This is a genomic window from Kribbella capetownensis, from assembly GCF_004331485.1.
Lineage (GTDB): Bacteria > Actinomycetota > Actinomycetes > Propionibacteriales > Kribbellaceae > Kribbella > Kribbella capetownensis.
In genome coordinates, this window is record NZ_SJKD01000004.1 from 502,327 (window position 1) to 525,451 (window position 23,125).

Below are 23,125 nucleotides of genomic sequence, written 5' to 3' on the forward strand. Positions count from 1 at the left end.
CTGCGCCTCCTCACGCCTGGACGGTGCCTGGGTAGCCGGGGGCCTGGCGGCGCTGGGTCCAGCCGGCGCCCCAGTGGGCGACGTCGAGGAGCCCGGCGAGGACGATCCAGAACCAGTCGAAGCCGTTCAGGCCGCCGCCCGTGTACAGGACGACGTACATCAGCGTCGCGAACGGAAGGAAGATGATGCCGAGCAGCGGCCAGAACCATGAGTCGAAGGCGGCGTCCACCAGCTTGGGGCGCGCGATCCAGACGATCAACAGGCCGAGCCGCGGAAAGATCCCGGCGAACAAGGCGAAGAAACACCCCATGTCTGTCCTTTCGCGCACTCGGTCGACTTGGATCGTTGCGCGCGGGGCTGAGGCTGAGCATCATCCGTGCGGGGTGAATCGACCCAGCGCGGCTCACCGCTCACGACCTAGTCCGCCCGGGGTGAGGCTTTCCGCCGGGGCCGGAGGAAAGGTGAGGGCGACAGGTACGTCGGACCGCGCGGTCGCGGTCGCCTGATCCGGAGGAGAGACCCGTGGGATCTGACAAGAACGCCCCAGTCGACCTGTACATCGCCGCGTACACGAACTCGGAGGCAGCCCAAGGTGACTGGGACGCCATCAAGCAAGCCGCCTCGGACGATCTGATCAAGGTCGACGGACTCGTCCTGGTCAGCCGCGGCACCGACGGCAAGATCAACGTCGACGACGATTTCCACACGGCGGCGAAGGGTGCGGCGTGGGGCGCGGTCGGCGGTGCGGTACTCGGCCTCATCTTCCCGCCCAGCCTGCTGGCGAGTGCGGTGGTCGGTGCGGGTGCGGGCCTCGGTATCGGAGGCCTCAAGTCCCACCGGGAGAAGAAGGCGATCAAGGCCGACCTCGAAGACACCCTGCCGCTCAACAGTTCCGGCATCGTGGCACTGTTCGAGGAGACCTGGGTCACCGATGTCGACAAGGCCCTGTCGCATGCGGACAAGGTGACCAAGCACGAGGTCGACGCGGACAGTGCGACGGAGGTCAAGAAGGCCGCCAAGTAGTCGCGAGCACAGGCCATGCTGCGAACCGGGGTCCGTCGATCCGTCGTCGCCGCGCTGGCGACCGTTGCCCTGCTAGTCGTACCGATGGCCTGCAGCGACAGCTCGACACAGGGTACGACGGCTCCGTCACCGACTGCGGCGCCGCAGGCAACGGGGGAGCCGTCGGCGGACTGCGCTGCCGCGACGGCTCTGAAGTCGTCGCTGGACACCCTCATGAACGTGCAGCCGTTGCAGGACGGTCTCACCGCGCTGAACACCGCCATGGCCGGCGTCAAGACCAGCCTGGACGCCGCGGCGGCCTCGGCCTCGGCCAATCTGCAACCCGCCGTCGAGGGTGTGAAGACGGCGTTCTCAGGCTTGGAGACCGCGGCCAGTGGCCTGACCGCGGACACCCTGAGGGAGAAGGCTCCGGCGATCGGTACGGCGCTCGCACAAGTCGGCACCGCGGCTTCGTCGTTCGCCACAACGCTGAAACAGAGCTGTCCGGCGAGCTGAGCGCAGGAGTGGGTATGGGTGGCGTGATCGGCGAGATCCTTCCCCTGGCCCTGGGCGTCGCGATCAGCCCGATCCCCATCATCGCGGCGATCCTCATGCTGCTGTCGCCGAAGGCGAAGGCAACCAGCGTCGGGTTCCTCATCGGCTGGATCGCCGGGATCATCGTCGCGTCCGTCGCCTTCACGTTGCTGTCCGCGGTTCTGCCCGAGAACGACCCGGACGCCTCGAATCCGGTCCAGGGCACGATCAAACTCGTCCTCGGCCTGCTGCTGATCCTGTTGGCCGCCAGACAATGGCGGGGCCGTCCACACGGTCAGGCGCCCGAGTTGCCGAAATGGATGTCGGCCATCGACACCCTGACCCCGGTCAAGGGCGCCGGCCTCGGCTTTCTCCTCTCGGCGCTGAACCCCAAGAACCTCATCATGGCGGCCGGTGCGGGCATCGCGATCGGTGGCAGCAACCTCGGCAACGGTCAGATCGTTGTCGTCATCGCCGTCTTCACGGTGATCGCCGCGTGTACCGTCGCGGTGCCCGTCATCGCCTACCTTGCGGCCGCCGACCGAATGGCCCAGCCACTCGAGACGCTGCGCGAGTGGCTGGTCCGGGAGAACGCCGTCGTGATGGCGGTCCTTCTCCTCGTCATCGGTGTGGTCATGATCGGCAAGGGGATCGGGAGCTTCTAGCCGGTCCCTACTCGCGCATCAGCATCAGGGCGGCCTCGCGTTCGAGATCCAGGTACGGCTCGCCGCTGACGTCGACCGCGACCCGGTTGATCGTGCCGCCGGTGAAGTGGTGCGGCGGCTCGCCCGGGTAGTCGTCGGTGATCGGCTCGCCGTTGTGCCGGCCGATGTACAGGCCCGAACCTGCGATGGCGAAGGCTCCGAGCTGGGTCTTGATCTGTGCCTCGCCGACCTTCTCGTCCCCGTGGAAGAGCGAGAGTGTTCCGGTCGCGGCGTCGGGATCCATTCCTTGCTTCTCGAAGGAGGCCGACAGGATCAGGTTCTCACCCGTCGGGATGTCCTTCGTCCCGACGACCAGTTGCTCGATCGCGCCGACGAAACTGTTCACGTAGTGCAGCCGGTTGTTCTTCACATACAGCGCATGGCCGCCGAACCTGGCACCCAGCGCGAACAGCACGCCTTCGGCTCCCGGCGCCGGGATGTCGACCACTGCGCCGATCGTGAAGGAGCGGTTGCGGGTGTTGACCGCCTGCCACTCCGACACCGGGGCGGTGTCCGGGTAGTACACGTACCGGTCCTTCGCAGCGGTGAGCTGCGGTCGTGGCGTGCCGAGGATCTCCAGTGCCGAGCGGTCGTCGAGCGGGAACGCGTTGTTCGCTCCGGCCTCCGCGAACCACATGTTCACCAGTTCGCGCAGCTTCTCCGGTTGCTCCGCCGCGAGGTTCTTGACCTCGGATCGATCGACGTCGACGTGGTACAGCTCCCATTCGTCGGCGTTGAAGTTGGCCCAGCCGGACACGGTCGGGTGGGTGGTGACAGCCTTCCAGCCTTCGTGGTAGATCGACCGGGATCCGAGCATCGAGTAGAACTGTGTCTTGCGTCCGGACGCGGCGGATGCGTCGTCGACGCTGGCGCGCATGCTCATCCCGTCGAAGCGGCTCTGGGTATGTCCCTTGATCGTCTCCGGGGCTTCGACGCCGAGTACGTCGAGAATCGTCGGGACGATGTCGATCGCGTGGTGGTACTGGTGCCGGAGCTCACCGCGTGCCTGGGCGCCCTGCGGCCACGAGATGATGCAGGGGTCCGCGGTGCCACCGTTGAACTCGTACCGCTTCCACATCTTGAACGGTGTGTTGAAGGCCATCGCCCAGCCGTTCGGGTAGTGGTTGTACGTCCTCGTCCCACCCAGCTCGTCGAGCTTGGCGAGGTTCTCGGCCAGATCGTCGGGGATCCCGTTGGCGAACTTCATCTCGTTGACCGAGCCGTTCGGACCGCCTTCGCCGCTCGCGCCGTTGTCGGACACGACGATGACCAGGGTGTTGTCCAACTGGTCGGTCTGTTCCAGGTAGGCCAGCAGCCGGCCGACGTGGTGGTCGGCGTGCCCGAGGAATCCGGCGTACACCTCGGCCATCCGGGCGAACAGGCGCTGCTCGTCGGCGTTCAGCGTGTCCCACGGACGGGTGTAGTCCAGCTCCGGGTACGGCTGGTGGTCCGGGCCGGTGCGCGTCTGGGGTGTGCCGATCGGGTTCAGCGCCGGCAGTTCGGTGTCCTCCGGTACCAGGCCGAGCTTCTTCTGGCGGGCCAGTGTCTCTTCCCGCATCGCCTCGTACCCCTGGTCGAAGCGGCCGGCGAACTTCTCGATCCACTCCTTCGGCGCGTGGTGCGGTGCGTGGCAGGCGCCAGGTGCGTAGTAGAGGAGGAACGGTTTCTCCGGAGCGATCGCCTTGGCGTCCTGGATGAACTCGATCGCCTTGTCGGTGATGTCGTCGGTCAGGTGGTAGCCCTCCGCCGGGGAACGCGGCTGGTCGACCGGGTGGTTGTCGTAGACCAGGTCGGGGTACCACTGGTTGGTCTCGGCCCCGAGGAACCCGTACCACCGTTCGAAGCCCCGGCCGGTCGGCCAGTTGCGGCGGGTCGACGCGAGGTTCATCTCGTCGGTCGGGCACAGGTGCCACTTGCCCACCATGTAGGTGTTCCAGCCGCGCTCGCCGAGGATCTCCGACAGCATCCCGTTCTCGGGCGGGATCGTCCCGCTCGCGTTCGGGAATCCGATCGCCGCCTCGGTGATGCAGGCCATGCTGTTGCGGGTGTGATTGCGGCCGGTGAGCAGGCACGACCGGGTCGGCGAACACAGCGCCGTCGTGTGCCACTGGGTGAAGCGCACCCCGCGACCCGCGATCGCATCGATGTTGGGCGTCTCGATCGGGCCGCCGTAGCAGCTCATCGCCGAGAAGCCGACATCGTCCAGCACGATGTAGACGACGTTCGGGGCGCCGTCCGGTGCCCTCGGTGGTTCGAACGGCGACCAATCCGGTTCGGAGTCGCGAATGTCGACATTGATCGATCCTCGGAACTGCGCAGGCATGACGTCGTCCTCTTCTCGCGGGGGCAGTTTCTTTCTGCCGAGTTTGGTCAAACCCCCGAGCGCGAGTCGTCACCCCGAAGGGATGAACCGGCTCACCGCCGCGAGCCCTCGTCGTCAGCCTCCGGCTGCGGACTGCGCCAGCTCGCGCCGGTCTGCCGGACGTACTCGGCGACGGCCGCGTCGAGCGTCGGGTGGAAGTGCGCCGGGTTGATCGTGCGGGTGAGTTCGTACCGCTCGATCTTCTTGCGCACCGGATCCTTCATCTCCGCGAAGACCAGGGACACCCCGCGGGCGTTGAGCCAGGCGTCCAGCTCCTGCAGCATGTCGGAGGCCGTGGTGTCGACGTCGGTGATCGGCTCGGCGGCGACGATGATCCATTGCAGGCTCGGATCGTCGGTAGCGGTCTCCCGGACCTTGTCACTGAACATCCGCGCGTTCGCGAAGATCAGCGGCGCGTCGAAGCGGTAGACGACCAGACCACGCAGGAGTTCTGCGCCGGGGTAGCTCTCGGTGTCATGCAGGCCGGCGATTCCCTCGACCCGACCGAGCTCGGCCGTGTGCGGCCACCAGGTGCGCCGGAAGACGTTGAGGATGGACAGGCCCACGGCGACGAGGATGCCGGGCAGTACACCCAGGAAGGCCACGCCGAGCAGCGCGATGATGGACAGCCAGAACTCGGTCCGGCGCTGATGCCACAGCCGGCGCGTGCCGGCGATGTCAGCCAGCGAAAGCGCCGCGGCGATGACGATCGCGCCCAAGGTCGGCTGCGGCACGTACTGCATCAGCGAGGTGGCGAAGACCAGGACCACGGTGATCATCGCGGCGCCGACGATGCCGGTCACCTGGGACCGGGAACCGGCCTGCTCGGCGACGGCGGTGCGGGACCCGCTGGTGCTGACCGGGAAGCCCTGGAAGAACCCGGCCGCGATGTTGGCGGCACCGATGCCGACCATCTCCTGGTTCCCGCGCACCCGATCGCCCCGGCGGGCGGCGAACGCCGATGCGGTCGACATCGTGTCGGCGAGCGCGACGACGGCGATGGCGAGCGCCCCGACGAACAGCGGCGGCAGATCGCCCCAGCTCACCGCCGGGACCGTGAAGGGCGGGAAACCCTGGGGGAGTACGCCGACCGTGTCGACGTCATGGGACTTGAGGTCGAACGCGCTGACCGTGATGGCGGCCAGCACCACGACGATGAGGACGCTCGGCAGTTTGGGCATGAACCGATTCAGCAACAGGATGCCGGCCAGCGAGCACACCCCGAGGACCGCGGCCGTCGCGTTGGCCTCGCCGTCGGCGAGCCCCGAGAAGAAGGCGCGCGCCTCGGCCACCAGCCCGTCGGCATCGACCGAGAACCCGAACAGCTTGGCCAACTGACCGATCACGATGGTCAGCGCGAGCCCGTTCATGTAGCCGATCTGGGTCGGCTTCGACAACAGGTCCGCCACGAACCCGAACCGGGCCAGGCCGGCGACGGTCATCACCACGCCGACCATCACCGCCAGCATCGAGGCGAGCGCGACCGCCCGGGCGGGGTCACCGTTGGCGAGCAGGAGCGGCGCGATCGTTGCCGCGATCATCGGGCCCAGGGACGAGTCGGGACCGAGCACCAGCACTCTGGACGGCCCGAAGACGGCGTAGCCGAGCAGGCACAGGATCGAGGTGTAGAGCCCAGTTACCGCGGGCAGACCGGCCAGCTCGGCGTACGCCATCCCCTGCGGCACCAGCAGCGCGGACAGGACCAGGCCGGCGACGATGTCCTTGGGCAGCCACGCCCGCTCGTACGACCTGGCCAGCCCCACACCAGGCACGTACTCCTGCCACCCGGGCGGACTGATCGCCGGGTGCTTGCCGTCGTCGGCCACGTTCGTCGGACCCCCTCGCTCTACTTTTCGATGAACGGATCGGCCGCCGCGCCCGCCGGGGCCTGTGCCTCGAGGTCACGCCTGATCTCCTGCAACGCTTCGCGTGCCTTCTTCCCGACCGTGGGATAGCGAGGATCGATCTCGATCAGCGTGTTGGCGATCACCGCACCGGCGGCGATGCGTGCGTACCACTTGCGGTCGGCGGGAATCACGTACCAGGGCGCCCATGCGGTGCTGGTCCTGGACAGCATCGTCGAGAAGGCGCGCTGGTAGTCGTCCCAGTAGTCGCGCTCGCGGATGTCGGCCGCGGAGAACTTCCAGTTCTTGTCGGGCAGGTCGATCCGGCGCAGGAAGCGGCTGCGCTGCTCCTCCTTGGACAGGTTCAGGAAGAGCTTCACGATCTTGATGCCGTTGCCGGTGAGGGTCTGTTCCCACTCGTTGATCTCGCGATAGCGCCGTTTCCACAGCCCCCGGCGGGAGCCGGGCGGGAGTTTCTGCCGGTCGAGGAGTTCCTCGTGCACGCGAACGACCAGCACTTCCTCGTAGTGCGATCGGTTGAAGATGCCGATCTGACCGCGAGCCGGCAGGCGCAGCCCGTAGCGCCACAGATAGTCGTGATCCAGCTCCTCGCTGGAGGGGACCTTGAAGCTGCTCACGGCCACACCCTGCGGGTTCACTCCGGTCATGACATGGCGGATGGTGCCGTCCTTCCCGCCGGCGTCGAGCGCCTGCAGCACCACCAGCACACCGTGGGTGTGCTGCGCGTACAGCCGCGATTGGTACTCGGCCAACAGCTCGATGCCCTGGTCCAGCAGTTTGCGGCCGCGCTTCTTCGAACGGATCGTGCCCTTGAAGTCCGGCTCGAAGTCCTTGGCCAGCGTGACCTTCGAGCCCGGTTCGACCCGGAACGGCTCGATGAAGTCGGCGATCCGCTGCTCACGAGATGTCATTGGCTGTCTCCTACCTCTGCGGTGGCCGGCGCGCTCCAGGCACGAGCCGGCGCGACGGCATGGTCCGGTCTGAGCGCCGTACGCCGCCGGCGCCGGCGCCTCCTGACCACCTTGCCCACCTCGACGACGATCGGGAGCAGCGCGGCCAGGCCGATGCAGGTAAGCCACTGACGCGGAGAGAGCGAGACGGTGAGCAGTCCGCTCTGCAGCGTCGGGAGCTGGGTCGCCAGGAAGATCAGCACAACCGGAATCAGGCCGATCACCACGGCCTTCACGATCGGTGCGGTCACGCCGCTGGTCGGGTCGCGCCGGTTGACCACGGCGTTGAACGTGGTCCCCAGCCCCATCACCACGAAGGTCATCGTCATCGACACGGTGCCTTGCGAGGTACTCGGGTCGTCCGGCCCCGCAACCAGGGGCAGCAAGGCGGCGATGAACAGCACCAGGGCATAGCAGATCCACATGATCACGGCGCTCCGGTTCGTGATCGGTACGCCGGCGTCGCGCGGTGGACGATGCATGACGTCGGGATCACCGGGATCGACGGCGATGATCACGACACCGACGGCTGTGGCAAAGAACAAGAGGAACAGCACCATCGACGGGGTCATCGCCACGCCGTCGTTGATGTCGAACACGGTGGCGGCCAGGAAGAGGAAGACCAGCGAGAGCAGTTGCGTCATCTGATACCGCACGTACGAGACAACCTTGTCGTACACGCGCCGCCCGATCTCCACGGCGTGCACCAGGGTGCCGAAGTTGTCGTCGGTGAGCACCATCCGCGCGGCCTGCTTGGTGACCTCGCTGCCGCTACCCATCGCCACCCCGATGTCGGCCTGCTTGAGGGCGGCCGCATCGTTGACGGCGTCGCCGGTCATCGCGACGATCATGCCCTGCTCCTGCATGACCCGGGCGAGCCGCAGCTTGTCCTGGGGGGTGACCCTGCCGAACACGTGCAACTCGGGCATGTGCTGCTTCAGTTGCTCGTCGCTCAGCGTCGCCAGTTCCGTGCCGCTGATCGCGCCGGGACCAAGGCCCAGCTCCTCGCCGATCGCCTGAGCCGTGACCGCATGGTCACCGGTGATCATGCGTACGTCGATGCCGGCGGCCAGCGCCGTACCGACCGCGCTCTTCGCCTCCGTCCGCAGCGGGTCGATGATTCCGGCCAGCCCGACGAACGACAGCCCTTTGGTCAAGGACATCGGATCGTCGGTCATCGCGGTCAGCTCGTGGTCGGCGACCAGGCGGGCCGCGAACGCGAGGATGCGCAGACCCTTGCGCCCCATCCGTTCGTTGGCCTCGGCGATGCCGTCCTTCGACTCCGCGATCGGGACCTGCGAACCGCTGAGCGGTCCACCCGCCTGGGTGCAGCGCGCGAGGACGACGTCGGGCGCGCCCTTGACCAGTTCGATGACGTCCTCGACGCCGTCGACGGTCACTCGGTGGAACGTCGCCATGAACTTGTACTCGGAATCGAACGGGACCTCCGACAGCCGCGGATAGGTACGCCGGGTCTCCTCCGCGTCGATGCCGAGCTTCGCGGCGAGCACGACCAGCGCCGCCTCGGTCGGGTCGCCGATCACCGACCCGTCGTCGCCGACGACCGCGTCGCTGTCCAGCGCGAGTCCGAGGCCGAGGCGGGTGAAGTCGGGCACCGCAGTGCCTGCCACCGAACGGATCGCGCCGCTCTTGCGGTAGCCCTCGCCGTCGACGGTGAACCACGTCCCGTTCGCGTACAACGTCGAGACCATCATCTGGTTCAGCGTCAGCGTCCCCGTCTTGTCGGTGTTGATCGCGCTCGTCGCACCGAGCGTCTCGACGTCGGTGAGGTTCTTCACCACGGCTTTCGCCTCGGCCAACTGCTTCGCGCCGAGCGAGAGCAGGCCCGAGACGAACGCCGGCATACCGGTCGGGATCGCGGAGATCGCCATCGCGATGCCGAGCAGCAGCAGGTCCTTGCCCGGCGTTCCACGGATCAGGCCGACCACGACGATCACGGCCACCGATCCCCAGGCAACGAACCCCAGCACCTTCGTCAAGGAGTCGAGCTCGCGCTGGAGCGGTGAGCGGGTGCGCGTGACCGAGGTGAGCATCGTCGCGATCCGGCCCATCTGCGTCTGCATCCCGGTCGCGGTGATCACGATCGTGCCGGTGCCCCGGGTCACCGAAGTGCTCTGGAACAACATGTTGGTCTGGTCGCCCAGACCGACATCGGCGGAGGCCAGCGCACCAGCGCCCTTGGCGATCGGCGCACTCTCTCCGGTGAGTGCGGCCTCCTGGGCTTCGAGGGTCGCGGACCGGACGATGCGGCCGTCGGCCGGCACGATGTCACCGGCCTCGACCTGGACGATGTCGCCCGGAACCACCTGAGTGGCTGCGATCATCTCCACCTCGCCGTCGCGGACCACCCGCGCCTGCGGTACCTGCAGGTTGGACAGGGCATCGACGCTCGCCCGTGCCGTCAGCTCCTGGCGCGTGCCCAGTCCGATGTTCAGCAGGATGAGCAGGGCAACGATGATGCCGGTCGAGAGTTCTCCGATCAGCAGGCTGACGACCACGACGGCGACCAGCATGAGGTTCATCGGGTCGCGCAGTTGCTGAGCAGCGATCGCCCACATCGAGGGCGGCTTCTCCGCGGCGATCGCGTTCGGCCCGTACGACGACAGCCGGCTCGTTGCCTCAGGCCCCGAAAGGCCCGCATCGGCATCGGACCCGGCCGCGGCAACCACCTCCTCCGCCGCGAGGGTGTACGGCGCTCGCTCGACTTCGGTTGCCGACGACGCTGCCATGCCGGTCTCGCTCATGACTCTGCCCTGCTCTCCGTCGCAGCTGGTTCGGCGCGGTAGGCGCGGAAGGCGTCCACAAGCGTCGGGAAGATGTTGTCCCCGCCGATCGTGTCGAGCGTCCCGTACGCCCGCAGCGTCGCCAGCAGTTGGGTATCCGGCCGGACCAGCACGAAGCGGGCGTTGTGGGCCTGGCTGTACTTGACGAGATTGGCCAGAGTCACGCCGGCCGAGTAGTCGATGTCATCGATCCCGCCGCAGTCCAGCGCTACCCAGCGGACCGGGTCAGGAGCGGCGGAGATCACCGACTCGAGGTCGTCGGCGAAGCGGTTGGCGTTGGCGAAGAAGAGCTCCGCGTCGTAGCGGAAGACGACCAGCCCGGGCAGACTCTGTGCCCCTGGCACGGCCGGCTGGTAGGTCGGTTCGCCGGCGTTGTCCTGACCGATGACGTAGTCGCCCGGTTTGTACTGCCGCCGGACCACGTCGAGCAGCGAGAGCACGATGGCGAGGATGATTCCCTGCTCGACGCCGACGGCGAAGACCGTGATCGCCGTGATCACCGCCACGATGAACTCGTCCTGGCGTCGCCCCCACAGCCGCTTCAGGCCGGGCAGGTCGATCAGGCTGACGCCGATCAGGAACACGATCCCGGCGAGCACAGCCTTGGGCATATCGGCCAGCAGTCCGGTGAAGAACATGGTGAAGAGCAGTGCGACCGCCGCCATCGTCAGGTTGGCGAGCTGGGTGCGGCCCTTCTGCTCGTCGAGGATCTGCGTCTTGGTCGGGCTGCCGTTGACCACGAAGGTGCCGCTGAGGCCGGCGGCGAGGCTGGCGCCGCTGAGTCCCACGATGTCGCGGTTGATGTCGACGGCATCTCCGTGCTTGAACGCGAAGCTGCGGGAGGTGGCGGCGCTCTGGGCGATGATCAGCACGAAGCAGGACAGCGCGGTCGGCAGCACCTTGGTCACGTCCGACCAGGAGATCCCCGAGGGAAGGCCGATCGGCGGGAATCCGCCTTTCACGGCGCCCACCACCGCCACGCCGTGCGCACTCGCGTCGGTCACGGCGGAGATCGCGGTCAGCAGTATGACGGCGACGATGGCACCTGGGACCACCCGGAGGAATCGCTTGAAGAACTGGATGATCACGATCGTGGCCAGTCCGAAGGCGAACGCGCCGACCTGTATCGAGGACAGTGAGCTGATCCAGTGCCACTGCTGTTCGAACCAGTTGCCGCTGCCCTTGGAGATCCCGAGCAGGTCCGGGATCTGGCCGGACAGCACCTGGATGCCGACGCCGGTGAGGAAGCCGATCAGTACGGATGCGCTCAGGAAGTCGCCGATGAACCCCAGCCGCAGCAGGCGCGCCAGGATCAGCAGGACACCGCAGACCAGCGCCGTCAGGCCGGTGAAGGCCAGCCAGTCGGGCGATCCGGGCGTGACTCCGGCGATGCCGAGGCCGGTGAGGCCCGCGGCGAGTACGGCGGCGGTGGCCGAGTCCGCGCCCACGACGAGCAGCCGCGAGGAGCCGAGCAGGGCGAACAGGACGGTGGGGAAGATGATGGTGTACAGCCCGGTGACGATCGGCGTACCGGCGATGGACGTGTAGCCCATCACCTCGGGGATCGCCACCGCGGACAGCGTCAGACCCGCGATGATGTCGCGAGCCAGCCAGGCTCGCTGGTAGCCACGCAGCGGCTCGGGGACCAGTTTCATACCGTCGTCCCGGGTCAGACTTGGGGGGTGGCTTCGATCCGGTGCGTGCTGATGGCGTTGGTGAACTCCGCGAAGTCCCGGTCGTTCTGCTCGGCGTAGCGCTCGGAGAAGTCGGTGATGGCCTTGTCGAAGGCATCGTCGTCGCCGAGATAGGCAGCGATGGACACCGCGTCACCCGATCGTGCGTGCGCACGGGCCAGGGTCCATCCGCAGGTTCGGGCGTAGAAGGCCATCGTCGCGGGCGCCATCAGTTCCACCAGCGCAGACCCCTTCATGTCGCGCAGTTGGCGCCAGTAGAAGTAGCGGTCCGCCTGCACTCCTTTGGACCAGCCGAGGAAGATGTCGCTGCTGGCCTGCATCAGTCGCTGGCCCTGGACCACCCGCTCGCCCGGTTGCCTGAAGGTGCTCTTGCGCAACGGTCCTTCGAGCACCGACGCGGTGGCTTCCTTGACCTGGAGGAACAGCGGGTCACCGCGGTCCCGGCCCTGCAGCAAGACGATGAACGCCCGGGTTCCGACACTGCCGACGCCGACGACCTTCCGGGCCCAGTCGACGATCTCGAAGCGCTCGAGGAGTTGCCGGACGTCGGGCCGAAGGGTGGAACGGTAGTCGCGGAAGAGGTCGAAGACGACGTCCTCGAGCTCTCCGGGTTCGATGCCGTACGCATGGTGGAGCTCGCGCGCGGGGACGATCACCGGCGGGACACTGGCGATGCGATAGCGGCCGTCGACCTCTTCGCTGAGCTTGGTCAGCGCCTGATCGCTGGTGCGAGTGTGCGCCTTCTTCGCGTTCTTCTCGAACCGCTTGGTCGCCTCTTTCCGCTCCTTCGACGTCAGACCGGTCGTACCCTCCATCGCCTCGGCGCCCTTGCGCTTGTGCTTGCCTTTGCCCTTGCCGTCGGTGGCGGACAGGAAATCGGCGACCGACTGCTTGATCTCGTCCTCGGAGGTGTGGGCGTACCACACGTCGAGGGTTTTCATCGAGGCGAACTGGGCCATCGTCTCCCGGTAGGTCGTGACCGCGTCCTTCGTGACGGCATGAGCGTCCGCCTTCGAGAAGCCGTTGTTGAAGGCGGCCACCATCAGACTCGCCGCCAGCCGTTTGACGTCGTACTCGAAGGGGCCCGGCAGCGTCTCGTCGAAGTCGTTGATGTCGAACACCAGGACCCGCTCCGGCGAGGCGAAGACGCCGAAGTTCGACAGGTGCGCGTCCCCGCACAGCTGGACCGTGAGACCCGACGTCGGTGTCTCGGCGAGGTCCGCGGCCATGATCTTGGCAGCACCGCGGTAGAACGTGAACGGCGATGCCATCATCCGGCCGTGCCGGACCGGGACCAGGTCGGCGTCGCGCCGGCGGTTCTGCTCCTCGATCAGCGCCACCGGGTCCGGCCGGTCCCCGGCGGGCTTCCACCCGGCGTGACTGTCCGGATTCGCTCGCTCGCGCGCTTCCAGACCGCGTGCGTTGCGCTCGTCCAGGGTCAGATGTACAACTTTCGTCGCCATGATCGGCCGCCCTCCGGGTCCCGCCCTGCGATGGGCGTACGTCGCCGACGATTCAGCAGAACCCGGGCCGCCGCATCACCCCTGAGGGAGGATCAGGCCCGGTCCGCGGGCCTCACGATCATCCGGCGTGTGGGATGCCTGTCTGGGGCAGGCCGCCCAGGATGGGCATGGCGCCGGGGCCTCGGCGCCGGAGCGGAGATGCTGAGGGCGGGCCGATGGGGTGGAATTCGTGAGGCGGCGGATTGCGGCCGTTGTGGCGCTGTTGGTAGGGGCGGCGACGGCCGTACTTGCCGTCGTGGTCGCGGTGAGTGAGTTCCCGCGTGGGCTTGCAGTGCTGGCCTGTGTCGTGATCGCTGCTGTCGCGGCCTGGTACGGCGTGTTGCGGAGAGGGACCGCGCGCGTGCTGGGGCTGGCCTTGGCCGCGCTGGCGCTTGCCGGTGCGGTGGTCCTTGTTGTCGTCGGTGGGAGCTTCGGCGTCGATCTGATCGTCGTGGTGGGGCTCCTGGTCACGCTGGCAGCGACCCGAGCCGCCTTCACCTCCCATGTGGATCTGCCGCGCGTGCCGCCACCGCAGCATGCGGTGCTGTTCTTCAATCCGAAATCCGGTGGGGGCAAGGCAGAACGTTTCGCGGTCGCCAAGGAAGCGCGCGACCGCGGGATCGAGCCGATCGAGCTGAAGCTCGGGGACGACCTCGAAGCCCTGGTCCGCGACGCCGTCGCGCGCGGCGCCGACGGACTCGCGATGGCCGGCGGGGACGGATCGCAGGCGATCGTCGCCGCGATCGCCGCCGAAGTCTCGTTGCCCTATGCCTGTATCCCGGCCGGCACGCGCAACCACTTCGCGCTCGATCTCGGAGTCGACCGTGACGATGTGGTCGGTGCGCTGGACGCCTTCGTCAACGGCGGCGAAAGGCTCGTGGACCTCGCGGAGGTCAACGGCCGCGTGTTCGTCAACAACGTGTCGCTCGGCCTGTACGCCGAGGCGGTGCAGCGGACCGGCTACCGCGCGGCCAAGATCCGGACCCTGCTCGACACCGTCCCGGACGCGCTCGGTGCCGGTGGCAGCGAACTCGACATGCGCTGGACCGGGCCGGGCGGCCATGCACACCGCGGGGGAGCGGCCGTGCTCGTGTCCAACAACCGTTACCGCCTCGGTCGTGCGGTCGGTTCCGGCACCCGCCCCCGCATCGACGACGGACTGCTCGGCATCACCGTCATGGGGGCGCCCGCGGATGCCGGTCAACGGCACCTCGAGCGTCCGTGGCGCGAGTGGTCGGCTCCGTCCTTCGAGGTCGATGCCGATCGCCCGCTGCCGGCCGGCGTCGACGGCGAGGCGCTCGTCTTCGACGCACCGCTGCGGTTCCGGATCAGGCCAGGAGTACTCCGGGTACGCATTGCGCCGCAGCACCCGGGCTCATCGCCGTCCGCGCTTGCTCCCGAGGGTCTTCGCGACGGCCTGGCCGCGCTGGTGCACATCGCCCTCGGCTCGGATCGCAGAGCTGCAACGTCACCGTGACCAGCTCACTGCGCCGGATCTCCGGCTACGATCGCGCCGCCTACCGAGCGGTGGCGCGGCTGTCGACGCCGGCCTTGGACGAGCCGATCCGGCGAGTGTCCGATCTCGCCAACTTCTCCAAGCTGTGGTTCCTGGTGGCCGGTGCCCTTGCGCTGGCCGGCGGCCCGCGGGGCCGGCGCGCCGCATTGACGGGGCTCACTGCGATCGGGGCAACGTCCCTCGTGGTGAACCAGCCGCTCAAGAAGGTGGCGGGCGAACGCCTCCGGCCCGACCGCACCGGCCACGGCGTTCCCGTGGAGCGGTGGGTGCGGATGCCTTCCTCGGGATCCTTTCCGTCCGGACACTCCGCGTCTGCCGCTGCCTTCGCCGTTGCCGCCGGAGGCGTTGTGCCCGAACTCCGGCCGGCTCTGCGGCTGATGGCGTCGGTCATCGCGTTCTCCCGGGTGTACACGGGCGTGCACTATCCGAGCGACGTTCTGGTCGGGGTGACGGCGGGAGCGCTGTTCGGCCGGTTGACGGGGCGGTTGGTGCTCCGCCGCTGGCCACCATCGCAGCCGAAGGACAAGGAGCAGACGTCATGACAGTTCAGCCCCAGCCCGCGCAAGGCGATGCGAACGTGCTGGCGGCCGGCCGGTTGTGGGCCGGAGGCGCGGCCACCGCAGTCGTCGCCGCGCTGATCGCTATTGTCGGCATCCTGCTCGCTCGCGGCGTCTTCGACGTACCGATCCTTGCACCCGAAGGCGAGGGCACCTGGGGAGACGCGGACACCGGCCGGTACGCGTTGTACTGCGCTCTCGCGGCGTTGATCGCGACCGGCCTGCTGCATCTGTTGCTGGTCTCCACGCCCCGGCCCCAGCAGTTCTTCAGCTGGATCATGGGACTGGCGACAGTCGCGGCAGCGCTCGCCCCCTTCGCCACCAACGGATCGACGGAGTCGAAGGTCGCCACCGCGGTGATCAACCTCGCCGTCGGGATCGCCGTCACCACCCTGCTGAACGGAGCAGCGCGGGCAGCGAGGCGAGAAGCCCGCACCGGTCGGTAGACGCTGACGTCAGAGTCTGCGCACGGCTGTCGCCTGCCGCCGCGGCCAGCGCGCGCGGCGGCTCTGGGCGCGGACCAGGAACTCGCCCAGCTGATAGTGCGGGTCGGACGAGGTGGCGAGCGACTCGGGTACGCCGAAGGTGACGTCGGAGATGGTGAGCCGCGAACCTCGACTCAGCGCGTCGTGATAGCCCACGAGCCGGCCGTCCACGCGAAGGTAGGTCTTGCCGCTGGTGTGCCAGTCGAATCTCAGTTCCGCGAAGTGCGTCCGGGGATTCGGCAGCTGGCCGATGTCGTGCCAGGTCCGGTGCAGCCGGACCCGGACCAGGGCCTGGGACGTGGTCAACGGTTCGAGACCGAGGGTGAACTCGTCACCGACGCGAAGGATCGGCAGCGACGTGGTGACGGTCGGACCTGGGTGTTTGATCCGCACCAGGCAGCTGACCCCGATGACCTCGAGCAGGGGAGCATCGAGGACATAGTGGAGGGTGCGGCCTGGTGCGATCAGCACGGTGCCTTCGGACGGGCTCAGCGCGAGCGAACTCGGCGACAGGGTGCCGGGCAGACCCTGGAAGGACCGGATGTTGTGATCCGGGAAGTCGTGCAGCAACACCGAGCGCCACATCGCGATCTCCTCAACCGACCGGCTCGGCGGCGACGTCGCCCGGGGGGAGCTCCGCGGGTTCCGCCGGCGGGGCGTCGCCTGGGAGCTGGTCGCCGGAGATGAGGCCGCTGAGCCAGCGGGTGGAGGGGTCGGCGTCGAGGAGCAGGGCCTTGACCAGCAGCGACAGCGGAATGGCCAGTACGGCGCCCAGCGGACCGAGGAGCCAGGCCCAGAAGACCAGGGACAGGAAGGTCAGAGTCGTGGACAGCCCGACCGCGTCGCCGACGACCTTCGGCTGGATCAGCGACTGGATGATGAAGTTGATGACGCTGTAGGCCACGATCACCCACACCAGGGTCGCCCACCCGTGGTCGAGGAGTGCGAGCAGCGCGGGCGGGATCACCCCGATGAAGAACCCGATGTTCGGGATGTAGTTGGTGATCAGGGCGAGCAGCCCCCACAGCCACGGCAGCGGGATGTCCAGCAGGTACAGCACTCCGACGTCGAACAATGCCACGATCACACCGAAGATGGTGGAGACGATCAGGTAGCGCGTCGTACTCCACGCGAAGCCGGTCAGGGCGGAGGTGACGTCCGGCCTGGCCCGTGCCGCAGCGCGCAGACGGTCCGGGAAATGAACGGCGTCGATGCCCATGAAGAACAGGACGGCGACGATGAAGGCGAGGTCTCCGAAGACCCCGAGGAGTCCGCCCAGCCAGCTTTGCAGAAGGTCGAACAACCTTCCGATGTCGAATTTCTGTAAGGCGGCCTCGAGTTGCGCCTGGCCGATGCCATGGTCGGCCAGCCAGCCGCGGGTATCCGCGACCAGTTCGGCGAACTTGTCCTGATAGGCGGGCAGCAGGCCGGCCAGCTTGGCCAGCGACAAGGCCAGCGCCGCCGCGACTCCCAGCAAGAAGGCGTTCACGACCACGAGCGCGATCAGCGCGGCGAGCCATCCCTTCATGCCGCGCCTGACCAGCAGCCGGCGCAGCGGACTCACCGCGATCGTGAGGACGAGCGCGAGAAAGGCCGGACCGATGATGTCGGCGAAGCTGCGCACCCCGGCCGCGGTCAGGACTGCGGCTCCGGTGCCGAGCAGGACTACGACCCCGCGTGGCAGGTCCACTGGGGCAGGTGATGCTTCGGCTGCCGGAACCCGGCCGTCGGGGGAGTCCGTCGAGCCTGCGGACATCGTCGCAACCTTCCTTTCCCCGGCCCACCTGGGCTTCGAAGATCGCTCAGATCGCCCTGGCCAGCATCCCCCACCCCGGATGATCATTCGCCGACTGCCGGTACGTCGTCCGCCAAGGGTGACGCGCCACCGGCCGGTGCGGTCCTACTGTCGACGCGCTCGACGTCCGTCGAGGACCGAGCAGGAGGGGTGGACACACATGACCGACGACCGTTCTGTCGAGTCGCAGGCCGACTCGGGCTGGGCGATGACCGGAGTCGCCTTCGCCGCCGCGATGCTGCTGCTGATCGGTGCCTTCCACGTGATCGCCGGCTTCGCCGCGATCCTGAACGACGAGTACCTCGTCCGGGTCAGGGGCTACGCCTTCGATCTGGACATCACCGCCTGGGGCTGGATCCATCTGATCCTGGGCCTGGCGCTGGTCGTGACCGCTTTCGGCCTGTTCTCCCGAGCGCGCTGGGCGGGTGTGGTCGCACTCTTCCTGGTGGTGCTGAGCGCGATCGACAACTTCTTCTTCATTCCCTATCAGCCGTTCTGGGCGCTACTGCTGATCGCCCTCGACGTATGGGTGATCTGGGCGCTGACGCGTCCGCGCGCGCTCCGTTCGTGACGGCGGCCAACCGTGTCCACGCCGCTGGTCCGCACCGGCGATCTCGGCCGGATCGTTGCCACCTTCGTCAGCTCGGTCCTGGCCCTCGCGATCGCGGATGCCGTGCTGTCCGGCCTCCACTTCGCGTCGTTCCCGCAGTTGCTGGCCGCGGCCGCAGCGACGTTCCTGGTCGGTGCGTTGGTACGCCCGCTGCTCGTGGCCGCGAGTGCCGCGGTCGGATGGTTGGCGGTACTGCTGCTGGCGGTGCTCGGGCAGGCAGCCATCCTGGCGTTGGCGCTCACGCTGATCCCGGGGGTCGAGGCGACCTCGTTCTGGGTCGTGCTCGCGGCGGCGTGGATCGCGGCGGCCGCGGCGACGATCGTCGCGTGGCTCTGCACCTCCGGTACGCCGGAAGCGTTCACGGCGGTCCTCGTCCGCCGGACCAAGCGGCGGCGGACAGCGGTCGAAGATCCCGATGCTCCTGGCGTCATCTTCGTACAGCTCGACGGCGTACCCTTCCCGGTCCTGCGTTGGCAGCTGATGGCCGCCACGCTGCCCACGATGGGGCGTTGGACCCGCGAGGGCGGCTATCGGCTGGTGGAGTGGACCCCGGTGCTGCCACCCACCACGCCGGCCAGTCAGTTGGGGATCCTGCACGGCCGCATCGACGGCGTACCCGCCTTCCGTTGGTACGACCGGGCCCTGGGGCGCGTGCTGGTGAGCAACCGGGCCGCTGACGCGGCCGAGATCGAGCGCCGGGCGACCGACGGTCGCGGTCTGCTGGCCGATGGCGGCGTGAGTATCTCCAACCTCTTCAGCGGCGACGCCGAGCGGTCGGTGCTGACGATGAGCAAGATCGAACTCAAGCGCGGTTCGGTCGACACGCGTCGCCGCGCTGCCTGGTATCTGGCCCGGCCGGACGGCTTCGCCGGCAGCCTGTTCGGGGCGATCGCGGAGATCGCCCGCGAGAGGTTCGAGTCGCGTCGCCAACGCCGCCGCGATGTTCTTCCGAGGGGACACCGTGGCTGGCTGTTCGCCGGCATGCGGGCGGTGACGAACGTCGTACTGCGAGACCTGAACACCGCACTGGTGGCCGAGGAGATGATTCACGGCACCCGGGTCGTCTACGTCGACTATGTCGACTACGACGAGGTGGCCCATCACGCCGGCTCCTTGCGACCGGAGTCGCTGGGCACCCTGGATCGGCTCGATCATGTGCTGGCGTGCTTGGAGGCCGTGGCCGCGGAAGCGCCGCGGCCGTACCGGCTGGTCATCCTGTCGGACCACGGGCAGTCCCAAGGAGCGATCTTCGCCGATCGGTACGGGATCGACCTGGCGGCGGTCTGCTCGCAGCTGACCGCGGCGCAGGTCGAAGCCGTCGAGCAGTCGGTCGAAGGCTGGGGTCGCCTGAACGGCCTCCTGGCCGATCTGGCCGGCGGCGCCTCCGGAACGCGACGGGTTGCCCACGATGCCGCGGTCCGGGTGCAGAACCGCTCTGCACCGCCGACGGTCACCACCAGTTCGGAGCTGGTCGTCCTCGGGTCGGGCAACCTCGGCCTGGTGTACGCCGCTGAGGAGCACCGGCTGACGATGGAGGACATCACCGATCGCTGGCCGGCCCTGATCCCCGGGCTGGTGAACCACGACGGGATCGGCTTCGTCGCGGTGATGAGCACCGAGCATGGACCGCTGGTGCTCGGACCGTCGGGTGTCCACCGGCTGTCCGACGCCAAGGTGACAGGCGATGACCCGTTGGCGCCGTTCGGTCCGTACGCCACGGCCGACCTGCTGAGAGCCGTATCGATGCCCGAGGCACCTGACCTGTATGTCAACAGCTCTGTCGACCCCGACACCGGCGAGGTCTCGGCGTTCGAGGGGCTGGTCGGTAGTCACGGTGGACTCGGCGGGTGGCAGGGACGGGCGATGCTGCTCGCTCCGCCCGACCTGGTGATCCCGGACCAGCCGATCCGGGGCGCGGACGGGCTCCACCGTGTGCTGGTCGCGTACCTCGAACAGCTCGGGCAGCGCACCGGCGTCTCCCGCGACACCGCGGACGTGTGAGGGGGCGTGATGACCGATCACACTTCCGGGCAATGGTTCCTCCGTCCGCACGAGCGCGGCAATCCCGGCACGGACATCGACCGGGTGGGGGACGTGGACGGGTCCTGGGTCGACGGCAACCTGGTCCGGCCGCTGATCCACGGGGCGACGTACTTCCGGCGCCTGTACGAAGAACTGTGCGCGCTGCGGCCGGGCGACCGGATCTACTTCACCGACTGGCGTGGCGACGCGGACGAGAAGTTGCTGCCCGACGGTCCGGCGATCGGAACCGTGCTGGCCGATCTGGCCCGATCGGGAGTCGAGGTCAGAGCGCTGCTGTGGCGATCGCATTCGGATCACCTGCAGTTCAACGCACGGGAGAACCGGCGGCTGGGGACGAAGCTCAACGAGGCCGGCGCCGAGGTGCTGCTCGACCAGCGGGTTCGGCGCCTGGCCTCGCACCACCAGAAGCTGTTCGTGATCCGGCACCACGGCCGGCCGGATCGGGCGGTCGCCTTCGTCGGCGGCATCGACCTGTCCCACCAGCGCCGTGACGACGGCGAACACCTCGGGGATCCACAGCAGGCACCGATGGATCGCAGGTACGGCGACCGTACGCCGTGGCACGATGCGGCGCTGGAGATCCGCGGACCGGTCGTCGGCGATCTGCTCCGCACCTTCATCGAGCGCTGGGACGACGGTCATCCACTCGACCGGCGGACGCCGTACCGGATGATCGTGCAACGGCTCGCCCGGATGCCGCGCCATCCGCAGTCGCTGCCGGAGCAGTTCCCCGATCCGCCGCCGGCCGGTCCGCACACTGTCCAGGTACTGCGGACATACGGCCACAAACGACCGGGCTACCCGTTCGCGCCACTGGGGGAGCGGAGCATCGCCCGCGCGTACGGCAAAGCGTTCGGCAATGCTCGGCATTTGATCTATCTGGAGGACCAGTACCTGTGGTCCGAGCTGATCGCGCAGGGGATCCACGATGCCCTCGAGCGGTCGCCGGATCTCCGCGTGATCATCGTCGTACCGCGGTATCCCGATGCCGACGGTGCCGTGAGTGGGCCGCCCGCCCGCTTCGGCCAGTTGCGTGCTGTGCGGATGCTGCGGCGGACCGCGCCCGAGCGGGTCGGGATCTACAACCTCGAGAACGCCGAGGGGGCGCCGATCTACGTGCACGCGAAGATCTGCATCGTCGACGACGTGTGGTTCACCTGCGGCTCGGACAACTTCAACCGCCGCTCCTGGACCTGCGACAGCGAACTCACCTGTGCGGTGCTGGACGAGACTCCCGACGACCGGGAACTGGTTGCCGAGGGCTCCCGCCGGCTGGCCCGGGATCTTCGGCTGGAGGTGTGGTCGGAGCATCTCGACTGGCCGATCGCCAGTCTGGCGCAACTCGACCCGTGGACGGGGTTCGAGCTGTGGCAGCGCACCGCCGCGGACCTGGAGGCCTGGTACGCCGGCGGCAAGAAGGGTCGGCGGCCACCCGGAAACATCCGTCCGCACGTGACCCAGCCAGTGACCCGTTTCCAGGCGCTCTGGGCCGAACCGCTGTACCGGCTGATCTACGACCCCGACGGACGCCCCCGCCAGATGCGCCGCGACAACGAGTTCTGACCCTGAGTGCCGAGGACGTCACTCATCCTCGTGGTCTCCCCCACCACGGATGAGGCGAGGCCGGGCCGGCGGACGCAGCATGGTCGCGTGGGTACTTCAGAGCAGTCCGAGAGCCCGCCTGACACGCCGCCGGCGAGCCGTGACGCGATCCTCGTGCTCGACGCGGCGGTCGGGGCCTCTGTGCTGGCAGCGGCTGCCGCGCAGACGGTAGGGCGCCGGCTCGGGGGAGCTCTCAGCCCGGTCAGACGTCGGGTCGGGGGAGTTCTCAACCCGGTCGCCGTCGTGATCCTGCGACCGCCGATGCTGGCGGAGCGCTACCAAGCCGCTACCTGGTTGGAAGGCCTCGCCGAGCGCGGTGGCCGAGGACGTGCGGAGGCGGAGCGTCAACTGTCGGTCATCCTGGACCGAGTGGTTCCCGCGGTGGCGGCAGAGGTGCTGAAGCGACTCGACATGGCCTCGATGGCGGAGGGCGTCATCGCGGAGGTCGATCTCGCCGAGATGATCCGGCAGTCCACCGGATCCGTGGCGTCCGACACTGTGCGCGGCGTACGCATGCAGGGCATCTCCGGCGACGAGGCCGTGGGCCGGGTGGTGGCCCGGCTGAGGCTGCGGCGCGGCCGGACAGAATCTGAGATGACGCCCACGCAACCATGAGAACGGACGAACCCGTGTCGATCGTCCCGCGGGAGGCCCAGCCGTACCAGGGACGACGAGCGGGCCTCGTCACTCGATCGATCGCCAGTGTCATCGACGCGGCCGTCGTGGCGGTCGCGGTGCTGGCCGGCTATGTGGGCGTCAACGGGATAAGGTTCCTGCTCCATCCACGGGGTTTCCAGTTCAGTGAGGCATCGCCCTTGCCGAGCGTGGCGACCGCACTGCTGGTTCTCGTCGTCTACCTCAGCATCGCGTGGGCGACCACCGGACGGACCTACGGCTGCCACGTGATGGGACTGCGGGTCGTCGACCGTCGTGGCCGGCGGGTGCGGCCGCTCGTCGCGCTGCTGCGGGCCGTCTTCGCAGCCCTGTTCCCGCTCGGGCTGCTGTTGTGCGCCGGTGGGCGCCAGCACTCTGTGCAGGACGTCGTTCTGCGGACGTCGGTCATCTACGACTGGCGACCCGGATTGCCACACTGAGGAGGC

At 68.3% G+C, this 23,125-nt stretch carries 20 protein-coding genes; 11 read left to right on the top strand and 9 right to left on the bottom strand.

The genetic code is table 11. The features are described from left to right. Positions 1-10 precede the first annotated feature (10 nt). Positions 11-310, bottom strand: a complete 300-nt coding sequence (locus E0H75_RS20615) for a hypothetical protein (RefSeq protein WP_165553886.1) — start codon at positions 308-310, stop codon at positions 11-13. Positions 311-522: 212 nt separating this feature from the next. Here E0H75_RS20615 and E0H75_RS20620 point away from each other — a divergent pair, with 212 nt between their 5' ends. Genes E0H75_RS20620 through E0H75_RS20630 form a run of 3 tightly spaced genes read left to right on the top strand, consistent with a single transcriptional unit; the run spans position 523 to position 2,201 of the window. Next, positions 523-1,023, top strand: coding sequence for a DUF1269 domain-containing protein (locus E0H75_RS20620; RefSeq protein WP_131515201.1), 501 nt, complete (start codon positions 523-525; stop codon positions 1,021-1,023). A gap of 15 nt (positions 1,024-1,038) precedes the next feature. Continuing rightward, on the top strand, positions 1,039-1,518 hold the full coding sequence (locus E0H75_RS20625) for a hypothetical protein (RefSeq protein ID WP_131515202.1): 480 nt from the start codon (positions 1,039-1,041) through the stop codon (positions 1,516-1,518). A 14-nt stretch (positions 1,519-1,532) separates the two neighbouring features. Continuing rightward, entirely contained in the window at positions 1,533-2,201 is a 669-nt protein-coding gene (locus tag E0H75_RS20630; protein ID WP_131515203.1) for a GAP family protein, read from the top strand. 7 nt (positions 2,202-2,208) lie between these two features. Here the strand turns inward: E0H75_RS20630 and E0H75_RS20635 are convergent, their stop codons facing one another. The 6 genes from E0H75_RS20635 to E0H75_RS20660 all read right to left on the bottom strand — a co-directional run bounded on the left by E0H75_RS20635 (position 2,209) and on the right by E0H75_RS20660 (position 13,378). Continuing rightward, positions 2,209-4,563 (bottom strand): arylsulfatase, encoded by a 2,355-nt coding sequence (locus E0H75_RS20635; RefSeq protein ID WP_131515204.1) that lies wholly within the window; start codon positions 4,561-4,563, stop codon positions 2,209-2,211. A 92-nt stretch (positions 4,564-4,655) separates the two neighbouring features. After that, a complete protein-coding gene (locus tag E0H75_RS20640; protein ID WP_238163158.1) occupies positions 4,656-6,428 on the bottom strand; it encodes a SulP family inorganic anion transporter in 1,773 nt (590 codons plus the stop codon). Between the two features lie 20 nt (positions 6,429-6,448). Further along, a complete protein-coding gene (locus E0H75_RS20645) occupies positions 6,449-7,378 on the bottom strand; it encodes a polyphosphate kinase 2 family protein (RefSeq protein ID WP_131515205.1) in 930 nt (309 codons plus the stop codon). After that, positions 7,375-10,182, bottom strand: a complete 2,808-nt coding sequence (locus E0H75_RS20650) for a cation-translocating P-type ATPase (protein ID WP_202873075.1) — start codon at positions 10,180-10,182, stop codon at positions 7,375-7,377. The genes E0H75_RS20645 and E0H75_RS20650 overlap by 4 nt, the downstream gene beginning before the upstream one ends. Further along, positions 10,179-11,876: a SulP family inorganic anion transporter gene (locus E0H75_RS20655; RefSeq protein ID WP_131515206.1), complete on the bottom strand. Its 1,698-nt coding sequence runs from the start codon at positions 11,874-11,876 to the stop codon at positions 10,179-10,181. The genes E0H75_RS20650 and E0H75_RS20655 overlap by 4 nt, the downstream gene beginning before the upstream one ends. A gap of 14 nt (positions 11,877-11,890) precedes the next feature. Then, entirely contained in the window at positions 11,891-13,378 is a 1,488-nt protein-coding gene (locus E0H75_RS20660; RefSeq protein ID WP_131515207.1) for a DUF2252 domain-containing protein, read from the bottom strand. 229 nt (positions 13,379-13,607) lie between these two features. Here E0H75_RS20660 and E0H75_RS20665 point away from each other — a divergent pair, with 229 nt between their 5' ends. The 3 genes from E0H75_RS20665 to E0H75_RS20675 are packed head-to-tail and all read left to right on the top strand — an operon-like array spanning position 13,608 to position 15,936. After that, positions 13,608-14,894, top strand: a complete 1,287-nt coding sequence (locus tag E0H75_RS20665) for a diacylglycerol/lipid kinase family protein (protein ID WP_131515208.1) — start codon at positions 13,608-13,610, stop codon at positions 14,892-14,894. Beyond that, complete coding sequence (locus tag E0H75_RS20670) at positions 14,891-15,475, top strand: phosphatase PAP2 family protein (protein WP_165553890.1); 585 nt, start codon at positions 14,891-14,893, stop codon at positions 15,473-15,475. The genes E0H75_RS20665 and E0H75_RS20670 overlap by 4 nt, the downstream gene beginning before the upstream one ends. After that, the gene (locus E0H75_RS20675) at positions 15,472-15,936 is read left to right on the top strand and encodes a DUF6069 family protein (protein WP_131515210.1); all 465 of its coding nucleotides are present in this window, start codon (positions 15,472-15,474) and stop codon (positions 15,934-15,936) included. Before E0H75_RS20670 ends, E0H75_RS20675 begins: the two co-directional genes overlap by 4 nt. Positions 15,937-15,945: 9 nt before the next feature. Here the strand turns inward: E0H75_RS20675 and E0H75_RS20680 are convergent, their stop codons facing one another. Together E0H75_RS20680 and E0H75_RS20685 are read right to left on the bottom strand one after the other, a co-directional pair. Then, a complete protein-coding gene (locus E0H75_RS20680) occupies positions 15,946-16,560 on the bottom strand; it encodes a hypothetical protein (protein ID WP_131515211.1) in 615 nt (204 codons plus the stop codon). A gap of 10 nt (positions 16,561-16,570) precedes the next feature. Then, the gene (locus tag E0H75_RS20685; RefSeq protein WP_131515212.1) at positions 16,571-17,731 is read right to left on the bottom strand and encodes an AI-2E family transporter; all 1,161 of its coding nucleotides are present in this window, start codon (positions 17,729-17,731) and stop codon (positions 16,571-16,573) included. 199 nt (positions 17,732-17,930) lie between these two features. Between E0H75_RS20685 and E0H75_RS20690 the strand changes: the two genes are divergently transcribed. From E0H75_RS20690 to E0H75_RS20710, 5 genes are all read left to right on the top strand, one after another. Then, the gene (locus tag E0H75_RS20690) at positions 17,931-18,341 is read left to right on the top strand and encodes a DUF7144 family membrane protein (RefSeq protein ID WP_131515213.1); all 411 of its coding nucleotides are present in this window, start codon (positions 17,931-17,933) and stop codon (positions 18,339-18,341) included. A 12-nt stretch (positions 18,342-18,353) separates the two neighbouring features. Continuing rightward, entirely contained in the window at positions 18,354-20,381 is a 2,028-nt protein-coding gene (locus tag E0H75_RS20695) for an alkaline phosphatase family protein (RefSeq protein ID WP_131515214.1), read from the top strand. 9 nt (positions 20,382-20,390) lie between these two features. Next, the gene (locus E0H75_RS20700; RefSeq protein ID WP_131515215.1) at positions 20,391-21,986 is read left to right on the top strand and encodes a phospholipase D family protein; all 1,596 of its coding nucleotides are present in this window, start codon (positions 20,391-20,393) and stop codon (positions 21,984-21,986) included. A gap of 87 nt (positions 21,987-22,073) precedes the next feature. Further along, positions 22,074-22,640, top strand: coding sequence for a hypothetical protein (locus tag E0H75_RS20705; RefSeq protein WP_131515216.1), 567 nt, complete (start codon positions 22,074-22,076; stop codon positions 22,638-22,640). After that, positions 22,637-23,119, top strand: coding sequence for an RDD family protein (locus tag E0H75_RS20710; RefSeq protein WP_131515217.1), 483 nt, complete (start codon positions 22,637-22,639; stop codon positions 23,117-23,119). Before E0H75_RS20705 ends, E0H75_RS20710 begins: the two co-directional genes overlap by 4 nt. The last annotated feature ends 6 nt before the right edge of the window (positions 23,120-23,125 follow it).

Coding starts and splice junctions, on each gene's coding strand:
- E0H75_RS20615 (WP_165553886.1), bottom strand. CDS start 310: ATGGGGTGTTTCTTCGCCTTGTTCGCCGGGATCTTTCCGCGGCTCGGC.
- E0H75_RS20625 (WP_131515202.1), top strand. CDS start 1,039: ATGCTGCGAACCGGGGTCCGTCGATCCGTCGTCGCCGCGCTGGCGACC.
- E0H75_RS20630 (WP_131515203.1), top strand. CDS start 1,533: ATGGGTGGCGTGATCGGCGAGATCCTTCCCCTGGCCCTGGGCGTCGCG.
- E0H75_RS20635 (WP_131515204.1), bottom strand. CDS start 4,563: ATGCCTGCGCAGTTCCGAGGATCGATCAATGTCGACATTCGCGACTCC.
- E0H75_RS20645 (WP_131515205.1), bottom strand. CDS start 7,378: ATGACATCTCGTGAGCAGCGGATCGCCGACTTCATCGAGCCGTTCCGG.
- E0H75_RS20650 (WP_202873075.1), bottom strand. CDS start 10,182: ATGAGCGAGACCGGCATGGCAGCGTCGTCGGCAACCGAAGTCGAGCGA.
- E0H75_RS20655 (WP_131515206.1), bottom strand. CDS start 11,876: ATGAAACTGGTCCCCGAGCCGCTGCGTGGCTACCAGCGAGCCTGGCTG.
- E0H75_RS20660 (WP_131515207.1), bottom strand. CDS start 13,378: ATGGCGACGAAAGTTGTACATCTGACCCTGGACGAGCGCAACGCACGC.
- E0H75_RS20675 (WP_131515210.1), top strand. CDS start 15,472: ATGACAGTTCAGCCCCAGCCCGCGCAAGGCGATGCGAACGTGCTGGCG.
- E0H75_RS20680 (WP_131515211.1), bottom strand. CDS start 16,560: ATGTGGCGCTCGGTGTTGCTGCACGACTTCCCGGATCACAACATCCGG.
- E0H75_RS20685 (WP_131515212.1), bottom strand. CDS start 17,731: ATGTCCGCAGGCTCGACGGACTCCCCCGACGGCCGGGTTCCGGCAGCC.
- E0H75_RS20690 (WP_131515213.1), top strand. CDS start 17,931: ATGACCGACGACCGTTCTGTCGAGTCGCAGGCCGACTCGGGCTGGGCG.
- E0H75_RS20700 (WP_131515215.1), top strand. CDS start 20,391: ATGACCGATCACACTTCCGGGCAATGGTTCCTCCGTCCGCACGAGCGC.
- E0H75_RS20710 (WP_131515217.1), top strand. CDS start 22,637: ATGAGAACGGACGAACCCGTGTCGATCGTCCCGCGGGAGGCCCAGCCG.